Below are 16,942 nucleotides of genomic sequence, written 5' to 3' on the forward strand. Positions count from 1 at the left end.
CGAAGATAACCCAACATACGAGAATGAGGGGCCATCTAAAAGATTTATGTCTGTGAAACGCAGATTTCATCAACCGGTTAACTACAAATAATAAGGAACGAGTGCAATTAGGACACACACTCCTTTAAATAGTTTCCTAGTTTACCTATTTAAATTTAATGCGAGTGATCATGGTGATGGTGATGACCGCAACCACAAGTCGGGGCAGCGATCACACTTTGTAGGGGGTGAAACTCCATTTTTTCTTGCAGAGCTTCTGCCGTTAACGAGTTAATTAACTGCATATTTTCCATATTCACCGCATCCACATTACCCAACTCACGCTGCGCCTTAACCACTTCAATAAACTGACGGCTTAATACTTCTGGCAGCGTAAACTCTCGAACAGCGACGAGTAAATTCGTTGCACTATCAACCGCTATCATAGAAACAGATAGAGCTTTCTCTTCTGTCAGTGTGAAATAATCTTCAGGAATAGCGGCTGAGTTTAATTGCATCTCAAACGCTAAATCACCAAAGCTTGCCACAACCAAGCAACCCCCATTATCAGAGGTAATGACACCAAGTTGCGCGTCAGTTTGACCTAAAACCGCTTGTTCATCAGCGGTGATATTACCAAGGCCAACATAAAGCATATTTGGTAAATCATTACGGAACAACTCAAGCATTGCACCATCACCTTCTTGGAACGGGTGATCTGTAAACGTGTGTCCAACTTGAAATTGCGGAGTGTTGTGTTCAGCCATAATAATTACCTTCTATGCATTAACTCGATTTGATGAAACTAAGTGTAAGCGTTATTTGAAAAATGACTATCCCAGTAAAAAGCAAATGACTATTACGTGAGTGTAATAATAACCTAAGATAAGCCAGCATAAAGAAGGATAAAAACTCACCATATAATGCAAAGATCAATAAATTTACTGAAATATTCTCACTTTTTAGAAAATAAATTCCCTTTTACCACATTAGTGAATACAGTACGCAAAAATAACTATACTCATAACTCCGTGCAGCTAGGAAAGACCACCACTCAAGTGTTTTATCGCTTACTAGATTTAGATGAGAAGCAGCAAAAAAAAGCACTCGAAACGCTTAAAGAAAATCATCAAACACTCTATCAAGAGATAATCCCTTTACTAACTACTTCCACTTCAGAGCACTTTACTAAACTGCTCGGTTTTCACGCGCAACAAATCTGCCTTTTTGACCATGATTTAAGCGGACAAACCGTAGATAAGTACCAACTAACCCATGAACTTGGTCGTGGTGGTATTGGGGTCGTGTATTCTGCTGTTCGTGCTAATGATACTTTCGAGCAAGAACTCGCTATCAAATTTATCCAACCAAGCTTTAATAATTTATTGGATAAACACGCTTTATTTAAAGAAGCTCAACTATTGGCTAATCTAAATCATCCGTATATAGCTAAAGTTTTTGATGGCGGAGAGCATCAAGATCTCGTTTACATCGTGATGGAAAAAGTAATTGGTACAACCCTTAATGAATTTACCGCTAATACTTCATTATCAAAAAATCAGAAACTGCATTTATTTAGTCAGATTTGCCAAGCATTAGAGCACTCTCATCAACATAATGTGCTTCATGCCGATTTGAAACCGGAAAATATTCTAATAGATAAGCAGGGGTTACCGAAGTTAATAGATTTCAATTTAACCCAAAAAACACATGATGAACCATGCTCTAATCAGCATACTTTACTTGCTTTTAGTGAACAATTTGCGAGCCCAGAACAAAAATTGGGGAGCAACCTAACACCACAAAGTGACATCTACTCATTAGGGCAACTATTACGCTTTTTATTTCCAAATCTTACTGATAAAAGTGATATAGCACAGATCCAACATAAAGCGACACAAGTCCATTTATCTGAGCGTTATCAGTCGGTCGCTGAGTTGCGCCTAGATATTGAATGTCTACTGGGTTCTCGACCAATCGCCTTTAAACGACACTTACCTCTTTATGTAACTCAATGTTTATTAAAGCGAAAGCCGATCCAGTCATTTCTTTTTGCTTTATTAATCCTATCTGGAGCCACTTTTTCAACGCTCCTAGCGATTAAAAACCATCAATTAGAACAAGAAAAAATCGTTGCTGAAAAAATGATGTTTGAAGTAACCCAATTGCTTTTTCACTCAAAAGGAACCTCCACATCACAAGCATCAATTGGCTCAATGCTTGAATTAACTCGACGTCGAATTTTGTCTAATCAAGAATTGCCTACACACATAAAACAAAAAATGTTGCTGGCCATGATGACGCCTATTCCAACGAAACAAAAAATAACCGCGGTTCCCCCTAAAGACTCAACACAGCAAGAGAAAAAAGCAGCGCTATGATGAAAACAATATTCAAATCTTTACTGTCCTCTGGATTACTATTTAGTATTTCTGCCCCTACTTTTGCAGAAATTAAGACCGGATATTTTATTGATTCACCAGTCACAGGGCTTTATTACCAAACTAGCTCACAGCTTTCTGGCACAACAAATAAAGGTGCTTTTGAGTATCGCTCTGGTGATGTCGTACGCTTTTTCTTAGGGAACGATGATAGTGGTTATTTACTTAGTACATTGTCAGGCCAAGAAGTGGTAACGCCGACTTTAGCAACGACAACACCAAGCAAAAGCATTAATCTCACGCGATTATTACTTTCCCTTGATAGCACCCCAAATAATCGCGAAGAGATCACCCTTGCCAGCAAAATGCTTTCTGACGTGAGCTTCCAACAACAGCTCAAAAAAATTGATCTCAATATATTAGATGATTCAGCAGCGGCGCTTAATATGGAATTGGTCTCTGTCAAAGAAGCAGTACAACATCTAAACCAGAGTCAGAAATACATTGAGCAAAACTTTACATCAGACAATATTATTTACCGCCCACTCAATAAGCGGTTTGAACATACCACGATTAAGAAAAAAGATTGGCAAGGAAGAGTGTGTGTTTATGACATTAAGTATCAGCATCACCCAAAATTCCGCCCTTCTTTTGGAAATATTGAATATGAAGTTAGTCTTTCTCATCTTACTCAATATCCAAGCTCTGGCGATTATTTTAATGGATGCCGATTAAACCCCTCTAACTCTGTAGAAAAAATCAAAGAACCTATTTCCGAGTTTGACGGTTTTGGTGGTCTTATTGGTTGCTCAACAACCGGATGTACTCGTAATGATCTTAATGGTTTTTCTTTAGATAATTACAATGACGCTGGAGATTGGAAGTACAGAACCATTGCGATGAACTTTGATCCTGAAACTGAACTATTCATGGAAAAATCACAAGGGCTTGGACCCAATGAGTACATTAAGCATGAGAATCGCAGTGAAAAAATCAGCTTTACCTATCCAAAAGAAAAAGAGAAACACATCCCTTTTGAAGGTCTTTGGCGTCAAACTCAATATCAAGATAATACGATACACACGACCTGCTTATTAATTAAAGACGGCTCGGTATTTAAAGGCCCTAACGAAACACGCTCTTGCTCTTTGAAAAGAGAGGATTATCAATTAGATGTAAGCAAAGAATATGCGGATATGTGGTGGATAAAAAATAAAACCAAAAGCGCTCGTTTGGTCCAAATGAATTTATTAATACGTTGGTACCTCAACGGTAACCAAGCTCAGCACACCAGTTGGGAGTATTTGCCTGCAGGTAAAAATTGGCATCAGGGTATTCTTTATCGCTACCGCCAAACGCTTCAAGTACAACCTGATGGAACTGAAGAGCTCCATACTTTTTCGATCTCTGAATTTAGTAAAATTTAACGGAATATCTTTTATGACAGCGACAACGCAATTAACTCAAATAATTCAAGACTGGCAATCTGGGGATAAAAAAGCAGAAAGCCAACTCTATCAATTTGCTTACTTACAACTGCGTCATATAGCCCAAGAAGAACGAAAACGTAACGCCGAAAAGTATGGTGATGATAACGATGTATTGTCTGATAGCGTTAATAGCACCACGGCGTTAATTCACGATGCATATCTTAAGCTATCAAATTCAGAGCTAGATAATATAAAAACTAAACGTGATTTTTTCTTAATGGCAACTAAGGTAATGCGTCAAATTTTGATCGATAACGCTCGCTCATTACAAACAAGAAAGCGTCAAGCATTGACGACAATACAGGATGACAGTGATAAATTTGAACAGCTGCTTATTATGGATAAAGCATTAGACAGTTTTAGTATTCGCTATCCTCGTCAATCAAATGCTCTAAAATTAAAATATCTGATGGGTATGAAAAACAACGAAATCTGTCAGCTTTTAGAGTGCAGCTCAAGCTTAATTGAAAAGGATTTAAAATTCTCTCGCAGTTGGCTTCAAACTCGTATGATGTAATAACACATGAAAAAATACACATTACCATTAGTGCCAGTCGCCGTAATATTGATGGCTGGCATCGGACTATACTCAGTACACTCATCGCCATCAGATAAAACATTGACAATAAAAAATCTATCGCAGCCAAAAGCTAAAAATAGCTCGGAGCATGACGCTTTTCTTACTCGTTTTCACCGCACTGATCCATCCATAGAGAATAAAACCCAACCAGAACAACGTGAGAAAGAAACAACAAAAGAAGAAGACTCGACAACAATAAATAAGACTTCAATGATTCAAAACCTCCCTCAAGATACATTGAATACAGAGAGTGATGAATATACCAATCAAGACAGTTCAAAATTAAAAGCAGAAGAACAATTAGGCCACCTTGGTAATCAGAAACCTAAAGCAAACAAAGAAATACATCAAAAACTTCAAACGATGCTATATGCTTTGGATTTAACCCAATCAACGCCGATTAATTTATCATTCAATATCAGTGGTCTATTTTATGATGAAGAAGATGACTTTATTACCACTCGAATATACTTTTCATATCCAGGTTTATCTTTAATAAACAAAAATGGCCTCACCTTGGTTGGTTCGCCAATTAAAAATGAGAAAGAGACGTACTTTATTATTTCAGCCAAAGATGATCATCACGGAGAGGGAGAAGAAGCCTGGACACACATTGAATTCACGCTTCCTTCAATAGAGGATGCAACAGCAACCAACGAAAACGCACTTGTTGGAGAGATTATTTATCGTTTAGAAACAACAAACTCGTTTCTTGGACAAGATTACGATTATGAAGTTGTTTATTGTGAAGCGTTTAAATTTATTAATGATACCGCTTTCTATGCCTCATCGACGAATAAACAAACCTGCCCTACCGAAAAACAATTGACTCAAATAGGAAATTATCAAGCTGATGAACAACAGCTTATTTTAACCAGTACTCATTCTTCTTTTGATGCCGATCAGCACTGGCAAATTAAACTTGCTTATGAATCCAGTGAAGAAAAAGGAGAGAGCCTTCTCACTACTGTTCATAATGGAAAGCAATTTGAAACCTATACCATTTTAAAAAATAAGCTGGCCATGGAATCCCGTTTAAATGTAGTGACTGGTGAATATCCTTATCAAATGGAAAAATTTGAATATTTCTTTCCTACCGATAAGAGTGGTAACTACATCAAAGGGACGACTGGAATGTACATGATGGATTCTAGGTTAATAGATCCAAGCTGGGCTGTCTTAGATTCTGATCTGAATATTAATTCTGATACTCATGATATGAGGTGTAGCTTTGTTTTGCCTTTCTATCAAAGTTCAATATTAGGTGGACAAGGGGCATACGCTAGCATCACAACAAGCTCAACGGCACCAAATAATATTGACCCTATAGAATGCGAAGAAAGAATTAACGCGAATAACCAAAAGCGCTTTGCTTATTTAGATTTAGATTACTCCTATTATGATGAGCTGGTTGATGGGGAAATCTATAGTTATGTTCTCAAGCCAAAACCAGAATTTGCTCATCTCGTTGAAGAGTTTAAGGTGAACTTAATTTATCACGCCCCAGCATTCGATTAAAAACAGTAAGCCATTTAATATCAATAAGTTAAATGCAGAAGGGGGAATAAAGAAACCCCCTTCCATCACTTGGCCTATGGTAGGCTAAAAACTCCAAAGAGCTTGTAAGCCGGTACTGAATGTATGAGTATCGGCTTCTGGTAGTGTCGCATATCCACTGTTCATCTCACGCTCAGTACACACTCCATCAACCATGGTCACACAGGTCTCAAATTGCACTGCTTGTTTGTCTGTCTCAAAACGTTTTTCGTAACTAAGCATGGCATACCAACCAAGGTGCAATCCTTTCATTACTTCGTAACTAACCGTCCCCTCAATGGATGCTCTCATGCCGAAATCATTAAAGGTATTGTCTTCGAACTTGGTGTTTTTAGTCACACTGTAAATTGGCATTCCAAGTATCGCACGACCACTCACTTTCCATTTATCATCACTAAATAGAGATCCATTATCATAAGCGACACCAAGATCAACAAAGATATCTGTCGATGTTTCTTCCCATGTTCCATAGAAGGCTTTGTTAATAAAACCATTATGGTTTCTCATGCCATAGCGAGTGTAGGTTTGATAAGTAAGAGCAGGACCACCAATCACTCGCCATTCATCAGTAAGCTTGTAGTGTAATTGAATATTCGTCGCCGTTTTTAAGTATTCAAATTGGTTGGTTTGGGTTAGTTGCCCACGATAATCCCACTCTTCAACCGCGCTTTGTGGTGAGAATGACGCTAACGCATCTATCGAGAAATCAAACTTATCGTTGATGTAATACAGGCCCCCACTGTTTAACACAGGATTGGCGATCGTCACTTTCGATTGCGTCCCACCATAATATTCTTGATAGGTAACGTTCTCTAATCCGAACGTAAAGTAAGAATAACCGTAATTTTTCTCACCTTCGTGTGCCACTGCCAAGCACGGAAGTAATCCTAACCACACTAATCGTTTCATTTTTAATCCATCACTTATTTTTGCGGCGAAATATGAGTGATTTGTTCCAAAAAACCAAGGTAGTTATTGAAAATAAATAAAAATAAATTTTACGGTTTTTTTTCTATTTCTCGTGTCTTGTTTAGCTCAAAAAGGAGGAGTACAAGTAGCCTGTTTTTTTTGAATTTATAAATAACATGCTGGGTTAGGCTACCCGACATTACAAAGGATTAAGATAAAAATGAAAAAGGTAAGTTTACTAGCAGCGTCAGTGGCATTAGCGTTAGTGGGTTGTGGCGGCTCAGATGGTGGTTCAGATACTAATACAGGTACACCTTCAGCAGGTGGTATCGTTATTACGGGTTTTGATGGTTATTTTAAGAATGCGGTTGTGTTCCTTGATAGTGATAGTCTTGCTGGTACTAAAGGCCAACTTGATGAAACTGATACTGTGTTTGGCTTGACTGATATCGATGGTAAAATCAAATTACCTAAAGGCACTGACCTATCAACAGGTACTATCGCTCTACAAACATTAAAGCCTGGTGATATGACTGGGAAATTTTCTGATCAGCAACTTGCTCAACGTTTAGCTGATGCTGAAAGTAAATTTGCATTAGAATACTCTGATACCTATACAACAGATATGGATTTACCGGGCCAACCAATGGAGCACTCGGTTGTATTCCGCTCTCAACAAACTGGCGATAATGTTGTTATCTCACCAATCACCGACCTTGTCGCACTGCAAGCACCAGTAGTACTACGAACAGATGTAACGCCTGAGCAGAAAGTATGTGATTCATTATTCGGAGAAAACGTAGTAACAGGAGAGGAATGTACAACTAAACTGTACTCTGACTTCACTAAATCAGATCCTGTTTTGCATAAAACAGCTCAAATTTTAACAGACACCAAAGCAAAAAATACTAACTACACTGCAGAAACCGCTTTAAAAGCAACAGTGGTTGCAGTAGCAGCAGTTGAAGCTCTTTCCCCTGATGACCTCAAAGATCCAACAGTTCGTACTGATGTTTCCATTACCGATAGCGGTACAGTAGATACGCCTCCAGCATTTACAGACGCAAAACCGTTACTAACCGCTGCTAAATTCAATGAAGTCCAAAATGCTTTTGATGACCTTAATATTAAAACGACAAAAGAAGTAGCGGGATCAAAAGGGACTCTACTAGGAAGCATTAATATCTCCAACTTATTTACTATGCATAATGGTAAAACTGTTGAGATAGATAAATCTAAAGTAAGTGTTGGTTATGCATTAGATAACAAAAACCAATCATTTTATGGCCGCATTAACGATAAAAATGAATTTGAACTATATCAAACGGCTGATCAATCGATCACAAGCGTTGGTAAGGTTAATGTCATATTTACCACAGCTAATAGTGATAATAATACCACAGCTAACTTTTCATTTGATGTACAAGCAGAAGCTAGCGCTGTAAAACCAACGCTAGATAAAGAAGAAATTGAAAACCTACAATCCTCTATTTCTGGCTTAAAATTAGTTGTCGGTCAGAGCTCTAATCTCACTTTGAGTGCTGATGGATTTTTTGACCTTCCTGAAAGTGAAACTATTAAAGCTATTGAATTATCATCAAACACAAACTCAATTGGTTTATCTGTTGAATTAACTAACACTGAAGATAGCTACACCTTTAGCATCTCAGGCCGCCCAACAAGCACAGCAAAAGCAGGTGAATATTTTATTCAACTAAGAGCAACTGCGGATAACGGCTTAAGTAGTGACGTAGTTAAACTTGACCTTCCGGCCATTGTTGAAGCAATCGAGATTAATGATCACGAAGTAAAATTACTGCAAGATAAAATCAATATTCTTGATTTAACTGTCGGTAAGCCTCTAAGCATTACTAACATCGATATTGCACCGCTATTCACTTCTAATTTAGAAGCAATTGATGGATATTTCGCAGGGGGAAATGGCTCTAATACCGATGGGCAAACAACTATCGCTGGCGTTAGAGTTTCCGAAGTAGATGAGCCAAATGGTCTTTTCAAAATTGAAGGTACCCCAACATCGGCAACTAAGGGTGGTTACTTTTATGTTGCAGCAGGCATTAATTCTGATGCAGAGGATGGAACCGCTATCCATTCTGAATATGTAAAAATCAAGCTACCTGATGTTAAGCCAGCGGATGAAACATTACCACCTGTAGAGCCTGAACTAGGTTTCACTGAAGCACATTTCAATACTGGTAAAGCATGGAAGATGGGTAGTTTTGCTCGCAATGATGGTGAAATTGGCCACGCAATGCTTTTGAATAATGACCAAAATCTACAATTCTGCTGGGGCTCAAATAAAAATGCAACAGAACAGTACTCCTCAATTATAAGCTACGGCCCGTATACGACTCTAACACAGCTAGATAATCTACCAAGCTACGTAAATTACCAAGATAAAGATTGTTGGGACGTTACGCTAAAAGCTGACGGTACGCTATCTGACAGCGAATCAACCTATGAAATGCTGTACCAAAATAAGACAGCGGATGGCAATTTCCAAATCATCGTAAAAATCGATGGTGACGAACTATTCTGGATGGACTCCACTAATGCTGCATTTGCACAATCTCTTCCTGTAAGCGATAAAGTAGCTGATGGTAACGTCGAATTTGATATGACGGTTGAAAGCGATACTGTTGCTCAAGAAGACACTAAACTATTCTACGCTGCTGGTAAATTTAAATACGCTAATGCTACATACGAATACACATCAATCATGCCAGAAGGTTTCTACACTCCAGGTGAACTTGAAGTCGACACAACTGGTGAGCATGAAATGTTGATTCTTAAGGAAACGGGTGAGCAATCGGATTTCAAAACACGTTATCGTTATGTGAACCATAATTTTGGTGATTTCTATGTTGGCATCAAATGGAGTAAAGATAATTACGGAACATCTGCACCCGAATTTGGTTTGTACTCATACTCTCAAGAAGCAATGGAAAAAGTAGTAAGCAAGTTACCTTTACTACAAGACTAACTTTAAATCGTTTCAATAAACAACAACCCCAGCATTCGCTGGGGTTTCTTTTATCTGCAAACTCAAACGTTTAAACCATGATTAACCGCGCGGCTTAAACTCCAACACTGGAGCCTTCTCACCGTCATTCACATCTTTTGGATTATTAATCACCAAAAAATCTAGTGCGCGTCCGGTTGGGCTTAATAACGCTAACTCTTCTTTATGTTCATCTTCTAAACAAATATTCAGTGTTATGTTTGATAGCGCTTTAACACCAAACTCATCTTCTAATGTCTCTAATGCTTCTTGTAGATTTTCCGCCAGAGACTTACTGTCCCAGCGACCTTTAAATTGGATTTCCAACGTTTCATTCCTCTACTTTCTTTATCCACTCTTAGTAATACAGCTTAAGGCTTATCGTGTATTTTGGTCGCCATAACGCTGCGTTCTCAGCCTCTTAATTGGCGTTATTATCGTTGAATCAAACCTGAATTGGTACAATAAAAACTACCCTATAACGCTATCTCCTCGAATAAGGATAGCCATCTGTAAGCTGATAAACTACTATTAATGTCTATTTTCTTTATGGATATCGAGCATCGTCATGGAAGTTGAACTGTTAGAAATACAACACTTTTTATCTCAATACCCTCCTTTTAATTTACTCCCTGAAGAGGCGATAAAAGAAGCGGCCCAAAGTGTCGAAATTTCTTATTATCGAGCAGAAAGCATGGTGATTGGCTTTGGTGATGAGATCAAAGATTTATACATGGTTCGCAGTGGCATTATCGAGGTCTACCGCCGAAATGGTGAGCTCTACAATCGATTAGATGAAGGCAGCATCTTTGGCCAAATGGGGCTGTTGATGAATAATAAAGTGCGTTTTCCAGCGAAGGCTTTAAACGATTCTTTATTATATTGCATCCCTGAATCGGTATTTGATGATTTTTGCGAGCGCTATGATGAATTCTCTGACTTTGTGGAAGTTGAAGATGCTACTCGCCTAAAGCAAGCAGTAGAAAGTAACCATGATGATGCGAATGATTTAACTACTTCGAAAGTAAAAACATTACTGACCCGTGAAGCAGTAATGATCACCAAATATGAAACGATTCAATCTGCCGCAAAAACCATGGCTGAAGAGAATGTCTCTGCGGTGTTAATTACCGATCCTGAAATCGATACTGAAGAAGAAGATAATGACTTTGTCGGTATCATTACCGATCGAGATCTATGCACAAAAGTATTGGCCTGTGGTTTAGATTCTAACACGCCAGTTTCTGAGGTAATGTCGACCGAACTTATCTCACTCGATCATAATGCCTATGTATTTGAAGCGATGCTAATGATGCTTCGCTACAACGTCCACCACCTTCCTGTATTACGAAATAAGCAGCCTATTGGTGTCCTTGAGGTGTCCGACATTGTTCGCTATGAATCTCAAAACAGCCTGTTATTTGTAAGTAGCATCTTCCAACAGCAAACCATTGAAGACTTGGTTATTCTATCGACTCAGCTTAAAGATTGCTTTATCCGAATGGTGAATGAAGACGCAAACTCTCACATGGTTGGCAGTGCAATGTCTGAAATTGGTCGAAGCTTTAAACAACGATTATTAGAACTCGCAGAAGAGGAGCTTGGCCCACCACCAGTGCCTTATTGTTTCTTAGCACTTGGTTCTATGGCTCGTGATGAGCAGTTAATTGTTACAGACCAAGACAACGCAATTATTTTAGATAATGACTACAACGAAAAAGAACATGGTGACTACTTTAAAGCGTTATCTGCTTTTGTTTGTGATGGCTTAGCGGCTTGTGGTTACACCTATTGCACTGGCGATATCATGGCAACCAACCCTGAATGGCGTAAAACTCAATCAGAATGGGAAGAATGCTTTGCTGATTGGATTGATAACCCAGATCCTCAAGCCTTATTAAACAGCTCTATTTTCTTTGATTTAAATGGTGTTTATGGTCGTACAAAATGGGCAGAGCAACTTAATGGATTTATTGTTCGTCGAGCGAAAAAGAATAATCGCTTCCTTGCCTGTCTTGCTAGAAATGGATTGCGTCGAACACCACCATTAGGATTCTTTAAAGATTTTGTGATGGAGAAAGATGGTCGTCATAATAACTCTATCAATCTAAAACGTCGTGGTACTGCTCCGCTAGCGGATTTAATCCGTGTTCATGCCTTGGCTATTGGGTCTCAAGCACAAAACTCATTTGAGCGTTTAGACGATATTATTGAAGCGGGTATTTTACCAAAATCAAAAGGCAGCGATCTTCACCATGCCATGGAGTTAATTTCGTTAGTCCGTTTACGACACCAAGCATTAGATGTAGAAGCGGGTAATGAGCCAGATAATAATATTGAGCCTGAAAACATGTCGGATTTTGAACGTCGAAACTTAAAAGATGCGTTTCAGGTACTGAGTAATGCTCAAAACTTTTTAAAATATCGCTATAGCGCGAATAAATTTTAGGAGTTAATGATGTTTCCCCATTCTCCTCAAGAAATTTTAAATTGGTCTTCTTTTTTTGATCACAAATTTCAAATTAGTAAAGATAAAAGGCTGAAGAACTTCTATAAGGCTGGTACTTACGATGAAGACACACCACTCAATGAGATTGATTTTGTGGCACTGGACTTTGAAACCACAGGATTAGATGCCAATCAAAATAGTATTATTAGTATTGGTCTTGTTCCTTTTACCCTAAAGCGTATTCGTTGTCGTGAATCACAACATTGGTTTGTAAAAGCACAAGATAGCTTAGAGGAAGAGTCCGTGGTAATTCACGGCATTACTCATTCTGATTTACAAGATGCCCCTGATTTACGCCGTATTTTAGTTAAAGTACTCGACGCCTTGGCTGGGAAAGTCGTCGTGGTACATTATCGACGAATTGAACGTGATTTCTTTGATATTAACTTAAAAAATTTGATTGGTGAGGGCATTGTCTTCCCTGTTGTTGATACGATGCAAATCGAAGGTAACTACCAACAAGAGCAATCAAAGGGCCTAATCAATTGGCTTAAAGGAAAACGACCAGAGTCAATACGCTTGGCAACAACTCGCTTACGCTATGGCTTACCGGCTTACCCTCCTCATCATGCATTAACAGATGCAATTGCAACAGCCGAACTGTTTCAAGCACAAGTTCATTATCACTTCTCACCAGGTGACCCAATTAAAAAGCTATGGCTATAAACACAAAAAAGCCGATGAAGATAATTATTTTTCATCGGCTTTTTATTGCGTTTTTACTTAATATGAAGAACTGTTGTGCTTCTCTGTTCTCATACCCATAAGTAAGCTGACACACATAACTAATAAAATAACGGTGAATGGTAGAGCTGTTGAGATTGCACCTGCTTGTAATGCTTGAATTGCTTGAGTACCACCAACCCATAACAGAGCTACCGCAATAGCACCTTCCATGAAGGCCCAGAATACGCGCTGTGGAATTGGCGCATCTACTTTACCACCCGCAGTAATGCTATCGATAACCAATGAGCCTGAGTCTGATGACGTAATAAAGAACACCAAAACAAGAACAACAGCAATCATCGAAAGGATATTACCCATTGGTAAGGCATCAAACATTTGGAACATAGCTAAAGATACGTCAGTTAACCCTTCTGAGCCCAACGTACCGATATTATTCACAACTTGATCAATCGCTACACCACCAAAGATAGACATCCACAACACAGTAAATATCGTTGGAACAATTAATACTGCCGTTAAGAATTCACGAACGGTACGACCACGAGATACGCGTGCGATAAACATACCTACAAATGGGGACCATGAAATCCACCACGCCCAGTAAAATACTGTCCAACCGTGCATCCACGCTTCATCTTCACGACCATGAGGATTACTCAGAGGAATAATATTTTCAACATACCCCATGATGGTTGTTGGAATGGTACCCATAGATACTGCAAACGTTACTAGGGCAACAAAAGCCACCAATACAATCGCAATAATCATATTAATGTTACTGATCACTTTAACGCCACCATCAATACCGCGCATTACCGAGATAACCGCTAATAAAGTAACAACAAAAATAATCGCAACTTGAAGCCCTAGACCACCATCAATACCAAATACATGGTGGAAACCACTTGCTGCTTGTTGAGCACCTAAACCTAATGAGGTCGCCAGACCAAATAAAGTCGCTAATACCGCTAAGATATCGACGATATGCCCAGGGATACCCCAGGTTCTATCACCAAGAATTGGATAGAAAATTGAACGCATTGAAAGCGGTAGACCTTTGTTATAAGCAAAGAATGCTAACGACAAAGCAACAACACCATAAATAGCCCAAGGGTGAAGACCCCAATGGAACATAGTCGCACCTAATGCAAGCTTTGCAGCTTCAGGTGTATTCGCTTCAACACCTAATGGCGTTTCAAACCAACCAGTAAAGTAAGCAACAGGCTCTGCTACTCCCCAGAACATAAGCCCAATACCCATGCCTGCAGCAAATAGCATTGCTAACCAAGAAACCATAGAATAGTCAGGTTTTGCTTTATCTCCACCAAGGCGAATCTTACCAAATGGTGATACGATCAATGCTAAACAAAAAATAACAAAGATATTTGCTGACCACATAAATAAACCATCAAATGCGTTGATGATTTTCCATTTAAAGCCATCTAAAACCGTTTTTGCTGCTTCAGGATCGGTTACCGCAACGGCAACTAAAAAGAGGGCGATCAGACCAGCGCTGATGCCGAAAACGGGATTGTGAACATCAAACCCCCATTTTTGAACGTTATCCTGTCCAACAGTATAGTCCGTATTATCTATACTGTATTTGTCCTTATTTCTACTCATTATTCCTCACTTCGAGTCAATACTCTCTGTTTTGGTTTAATTCAAATACTCACTGTAAATATTTAAACACACTCTTAGATCCTAACAACTGAGTGAATTATTACCAGTAAAAGCGAGAAATTAGTCAGAAAAACAACAAAATATGCCCTAAAATCGTCACTGTAATACATGAAGCGTGTTTTACAGGCAAAAAAAAAGCGATGAGTAAACCACCACTTTTTTATTCATTTAATGCTATTTAGCCTTTATAAATTTTCGGGTTAAACACATCTCTTAACCAGTCGCCAAGTAAGTTAATAACCAAAACCAATGTAACCAAAACTAGCCCAGGGAAAGCAGTAATCCACCACGAACCAGAGAAGATGTAATTAAATCCAATACTAATTAGTGATCCTAACGAGGGTTGATCAACTGGCAAACCTAACCCTAAGAAAGAGAGTGCCGCTTCTGACATGATCGCATTCGCAATCTGTACCGTTGAAATAACCAAAATTGGTGATAAACAGTTAGGTAGAATATGACGGAACATAATGCGTGGAGAACGAAACCCCATCACTTTTGCCGCTTCTACATACTCTTTCTTTTTCTCTGCCAGTACCGATGCTCGGATTGTACGTGCATACTGTGGCCATTCAGCAACACCAATGATCACTACCAACATAATCACAGCATATTGACTGAAGAATTCGGTTCCAAAACTTGCCTTAAAGATAGCTGAAACAATAATCGCCACCATCATGGTCGAAAATGATAACTGCACATCGGCAAAGCGCATTAAAAAGCTATCAATTCGTCCACCAAAATAGCCTGCAGACAATCCAATAATAATACCGAGAGTTAACTGTACCGCTACCGCTAAGAAGCCAATCGTCAATGATAAACGTGAACCGTATAAAATGGTTGATAGAACATCACGACCTTGGTCATCCGTTCCAAGAAGGAAACGTTCATCTCCCTCCTCCATCCAAGACGGTGGAAGTTCTGAATCCATAATATCAATTGCGCTTAAATCGTATGGATTGGTTGGCGCAATGACGGGGGACAATAACGCCCCAAGCACAAAAGTTAGAAATACGGCAAAACTAAACATGGCGACTTTATCGCGCAGGAAGTAATACAGAAAATCCGATGACTTAAATCGTTCCCAACGTGTTGGAACGTGGTTTGTTGTGGTATCCATAATTACGCTCCTTTCCCTGTAATATCTACCGTTGGGTTAATTAATCCATATAACAGATCAACAATAGTGTTTGTTACTACAAAGATTAAGCCCACAAAGATGACGTAAGCGGTAATCAATGGCGTATCTACACGGTTAATCGCCTCTAAGAATAAGAAGCCTGTTCCCGGCCACTGGAATACGGTTTCAGTAAGGATGGTATAAGCCACCATGGTACCAATTTGAACACCACCTACAGTTAATACTGGCAGCATGGTATTTTTAAGAGCATGTTGGTAATAAATTTTATTTGTTGCAATGCCTTTTGCTTTAGAAAATTTAATGTATTCAGAGCTCAGCACTTCTAGCATTTCAGAGCGAACTAAACGAATAAAAAGAGGAAGCATGATTGAAGCAAGGGAAATACAAGGCAATACCAAGTGAGCCAATCCATCAATGGTAAAAAAGCCTGATTCCCAACCTAATAAATTATAGGTTTCACCGCGTCCATAAGACGGTAGCCAATTTAATTCGATAGAGAATACGTACATCAACATAATTGCCGTTAGGAACACAGGTATCGATATACCAATACTACTGAACGCCATTATCGCTTTTGTGAAAATACTTTTTGGATGAATAGCCGAATAAACACCAAGAGGTATCGAAAGAAATATAATAATAATTGCCGCCCCTAATACTAATTCAAGGGTCGCGACTAATTTATCAAGAATCACTTCTACCGCTGGTTTTTTGAAAAAATATGACGTGCCCAAGTCACCTTGAACCGCATTAGTAATAAAACGAGTGTACTTTGTGATAAATGGGTCATTTAACCCTAAATCGTCTCTCAGAGCTTGACGCTCAGCTTCTGAAACGGATTGCCCAACCAATTCACGTAACGGGTCACCCAAATTATCTTGGATGGAAAACGCAACCAGACTGATCACAAACATCACTATCAGTGCCTGAAACAGGCGCTTGACCAGAAACGTAAACATTCCTTGTCCCCTTCTTAATCCTAAAAATGATATAGAAAATATATC

Annotated in this window: 13 protein-coding genes; 7 read left to right on the forward strand and 6 right to left on the reverse strand. The window is 38.9% G+C overall.

Annotated elements, in window-relative coordinates:
- Positions 1 to 155: 155 nt before the first annotated feature.
- Positions 156 to 746, reverse strand: a complete 591-nt coding sequence (locus F8B77_RS13175) for a hypothetical protein (protein WP_151655698.1) — start codon at positions 744 to 746, stop codon at positions 156 to 158.
- Between the two features lie 264 nt (positions 747 to 1,010).
- On the opposite strand from F8B77_RS13175, the gene F8B77_RS13180 reads away from it, so the two are divergent.
- The 4 genes from F8B77_RS13180 to F8B77_RS13195 are packed head-to-tail and all read left to right on the forward strand — an operon-like array spanning position 1,011 to position 5,948.
- Complete coding sequence (locus F8B77_RS13180) at positions 1,011 to 2,360, forward strand: serine/threonine-protein kinase (RefSeq protein ID WP_151655700.1); 1,350 nt, start codon at positions 1,011 to 1,013, stop codon at positions 2,358 to 2,360.
- The gene (locus F8B77_RS13185) at positions 2,360 to 3,787 is read left to right on the forward strand and encodes a chromosome partitioning protein ParA (protein ID WP_151655702.1); all 1,428 of its coding nucleotides are present in this window, start codon (positions 2,360 to 2,362) and stop codon (positions 3,785 to 3,787) included. The genes F8B77_RS13180 and F8B77_RS13185 overlap by 1 nt, the downstream gene beginning before the upstream one ends.
- Before the next feature lie 13 nt (positions 3,788 to 3,800).
- Positions 3,801 to 4,367 carry an ECF-type sigma factor gene (locus F8B77_RS13190; RefSeq protein WP_151655704.1) on the forward strand — a complete coding sequence of 189 codons (567 nt, stop codon included), beginning with the start codon at positions 3,801 to 3,803 and terminating at the stop codon, positions 4,365 to 4,367.
- 6 nt (positions 4,368 to 4,373) lie between these two features.
- On the forward strand, positions 4,374 to 5,948 hold the full coding sequence (locus F8B77_RS13195; RefSeq protein WP_151655706.1) for a hypothetical protein: 1,575 nt from the start codon (positions 4,374 to 4,376) through the stop codon (positions 5,946 to 5,948).
- Positions 5,949 to 6,032: 84 nt separating this feature from the next.
- On the opposite strand, the gene F8B77_RS13200 is transcribed toward F8B77_RS13195, so the two are convergent.
- Positions 6,033 to 6,896, reverse strand: coding sequence for a hypothetical protein (locus F8B77_RS13200; RefSeq protein WP_151655708.1), 864 nt, complete (start codon positions 6,894 to 6,896; stop codon positions 6,033 to 6,035).
- 220 nt (positions 6,897 to 7,116) lie between these two features.
- Here F8B77_RS13200 and F8B77_RS13205 point away from each other — a divergent pair, with 220 nt between their 5' ends.
- Entirely contained in the window at positions 7,117 to 9,900 is a 2,784-nt protein-coding gene (locus tag F8B77_RS13205; RefSeq protein WP_151655710.1) for a hypothetical protein, read from the forward strand.
- A gap of 81 nt (positions 9,901 to 9,981) precedes the next feature.
- On the opposite strand, the gene F8B77_RS13210 is transcribed toward F8B77_RS13205, so the two are convergent.
- A complete protein-coding gene (locus F8B77_RS13210) occupies positions 9,982 to 10,245 on the reverse strand; it encodes a hypothetical protein (RefSeq protein WP_151655712.1) in 264 nt (87 codons plus the stop codon).
- Positions 10,246 to 10,486: 241 nt separating this feature from the next.
- Between F8B77_RS13210 and F8B77_RS13215 the strand changes: the two genes are divergently transcribed.
- Positions 10,487 to 12,367 (forward strand): DUF294 nucleotidyltransferase-like domain-containing protein, encoded by a 1,881-nt coding sequence (locus F8B77_RS13215; RefSeq protein WP_151655714.1) that lies wholly within the window; start codon positions 10,487 to 10,489, stop codon positions 12,365 to 12,367.
- Positions 12,368 to 12,376: 9 nt separating this feature from the next.
- On the forward strand, positions 12,377 to 13,093 hold the full coding sequence (locus F8B77_RS13220) for a 3'-5' exonuclease (RefSeq protein ID WP_130048606.1): 717 nt from the start codon (positions 12,377 to 12,379) through the stop codon (positions 13,091 to 13,093).
- Between the two features lie 57 nt (positions 13,094 to 13,150).
- Here F8B77_RS13220 and F8B77_RS13225 read toward each other — a convergent pair whose 3' ends face one another.
- The 3 genes from F8B77_RS13225 to F8B77_RS13235 form a co-directional block, all read right to left on the reverse strand.
- A complete protein-coding gene (locus tag F8B77_RS13225; protein ID WP_151655716.1) occupies positions 13,151 to 14,737 on the reverse strand; it encodes a BCCT family transporter in 1,587 nt (528 codons plus the stop codon).
- 238 nt (positions 14,738 to 14,975) lie between these two features.
- Positions 14,976 to 15,917, reverse strand: a complete 942-nt coding sequence (locus F8B77_RS13230) for an ABC transporter permease (RefSeq protein ID WP_130048593.1) — start codon at positions 15,915 to 15,917, stop codon at positions 14,976 to 14,978.
- Between the two features lie 2 nt (positions 15,918 to 15,919).
- Positions 15,920 to 16,897: an ABC transporter permease gene (locus tag F8B77_RS13235; RefSeq protein ID WP_130045646.1), complete on the reverse strand. Its 978-nt coding sequence runs from the start codon at positions 16,895 to 16,897 to the stop codon at positions 15,920 to 15,922.
- Positions 16,898 to 16,942 lie beyond the last annotated feature (45 nt).

Origin of the sequence: Aliivibrio finisterrensis (assembly GCF_008933155.1) — a bacterium.
In the GTDB taxonomy this organism is placed as follows: Bacteria; Pseudomonadota; Gammaproteobacteria; order Enterobacterales; family Vibrionaceae; genus Aliivibrio; species Aliivibrio finisterrensis.

Excerpts from the sequence above, each read along its gene's own strand:
- F8B77_RS13190 (WP_151655704.1), top strand. The coding sequence starts at position 3,801 with ATGACAGCGACAACGCAATTAACTCAAATAATTCAAGACTGGCAATCT.
- F8B77_RS13225 (WP_151655716.1), bottom strand. The coding sequence starts at position 14,737 with ATGAGTAGAAATAAGGACAAATACAGTATAGATAATACGGACTATACT.
- F8B77_RS13195 (WP_151655706.1), top strand. The coding sequence starts at position 4,374 with ATGAAAAAATACACATTACCATTAGTGCCAGTCGCCGTAATATTGATG.
- F8B77_RS13200 (WP_151655708.1), bottom strand. The coding sequence starts at position 6,896 with ATGAAACGATTAGTGTGGTTAGGATTACTTCCGTGCTTGGCAGTGGCA.
- F8B77_RS13185 (WP_151655702.1), top strand. The coding sequence starts at position 2,360 with ATGAAAACAATATTCAAATCTTTACTGTCCTCTGGATTACTATTTAGT.
- F8B77_RS13205 (WP_151655710.1), top strand. The coding sequence starts at position 7,117 with ATGAAAAAGGTAAGTTTACTAGCAGCGTCAGTGGCATTAGCGTTAGTG.
- F8B77_RS13220 (WP_130048606.1), top strand. The coding sequence starts at position 12,377 with ATGTTTCCCCATTCTCCTCAAGAAATTTTAAATTGGTCTTCTTTTTTT.
- F8B77_RS13215 (WP_151655714.1), top strand. The coding sequence starts at position 10,487 with ATGGAAGTTGAACTGTTAGAAATACAACACTTTTTATCTCAATACCCT.
- F8B77_RS13230 (WP_130048593.1), bottom strand. The coding sequence starts at position 15,917 with ATGGATACCACAACAAACCACGTTCCAACACGTTGGGAACGATTTAAG.
- F8B77_RS13175 (WP_151655698.1), bottom strand. The coding sequence starts at position 746 with ATGGCTGAACACAACACTCCGCAATTTCAAGTTGGACACACGTTTACA.
- F8B77_RS13235 (WP_130045646.1), bottom strand. The coding sequence starts at position 16,897 with ATGTTTACGTTTCTGGTCAAGCGCCTGTTTCAGGCACTGATAGTGATG.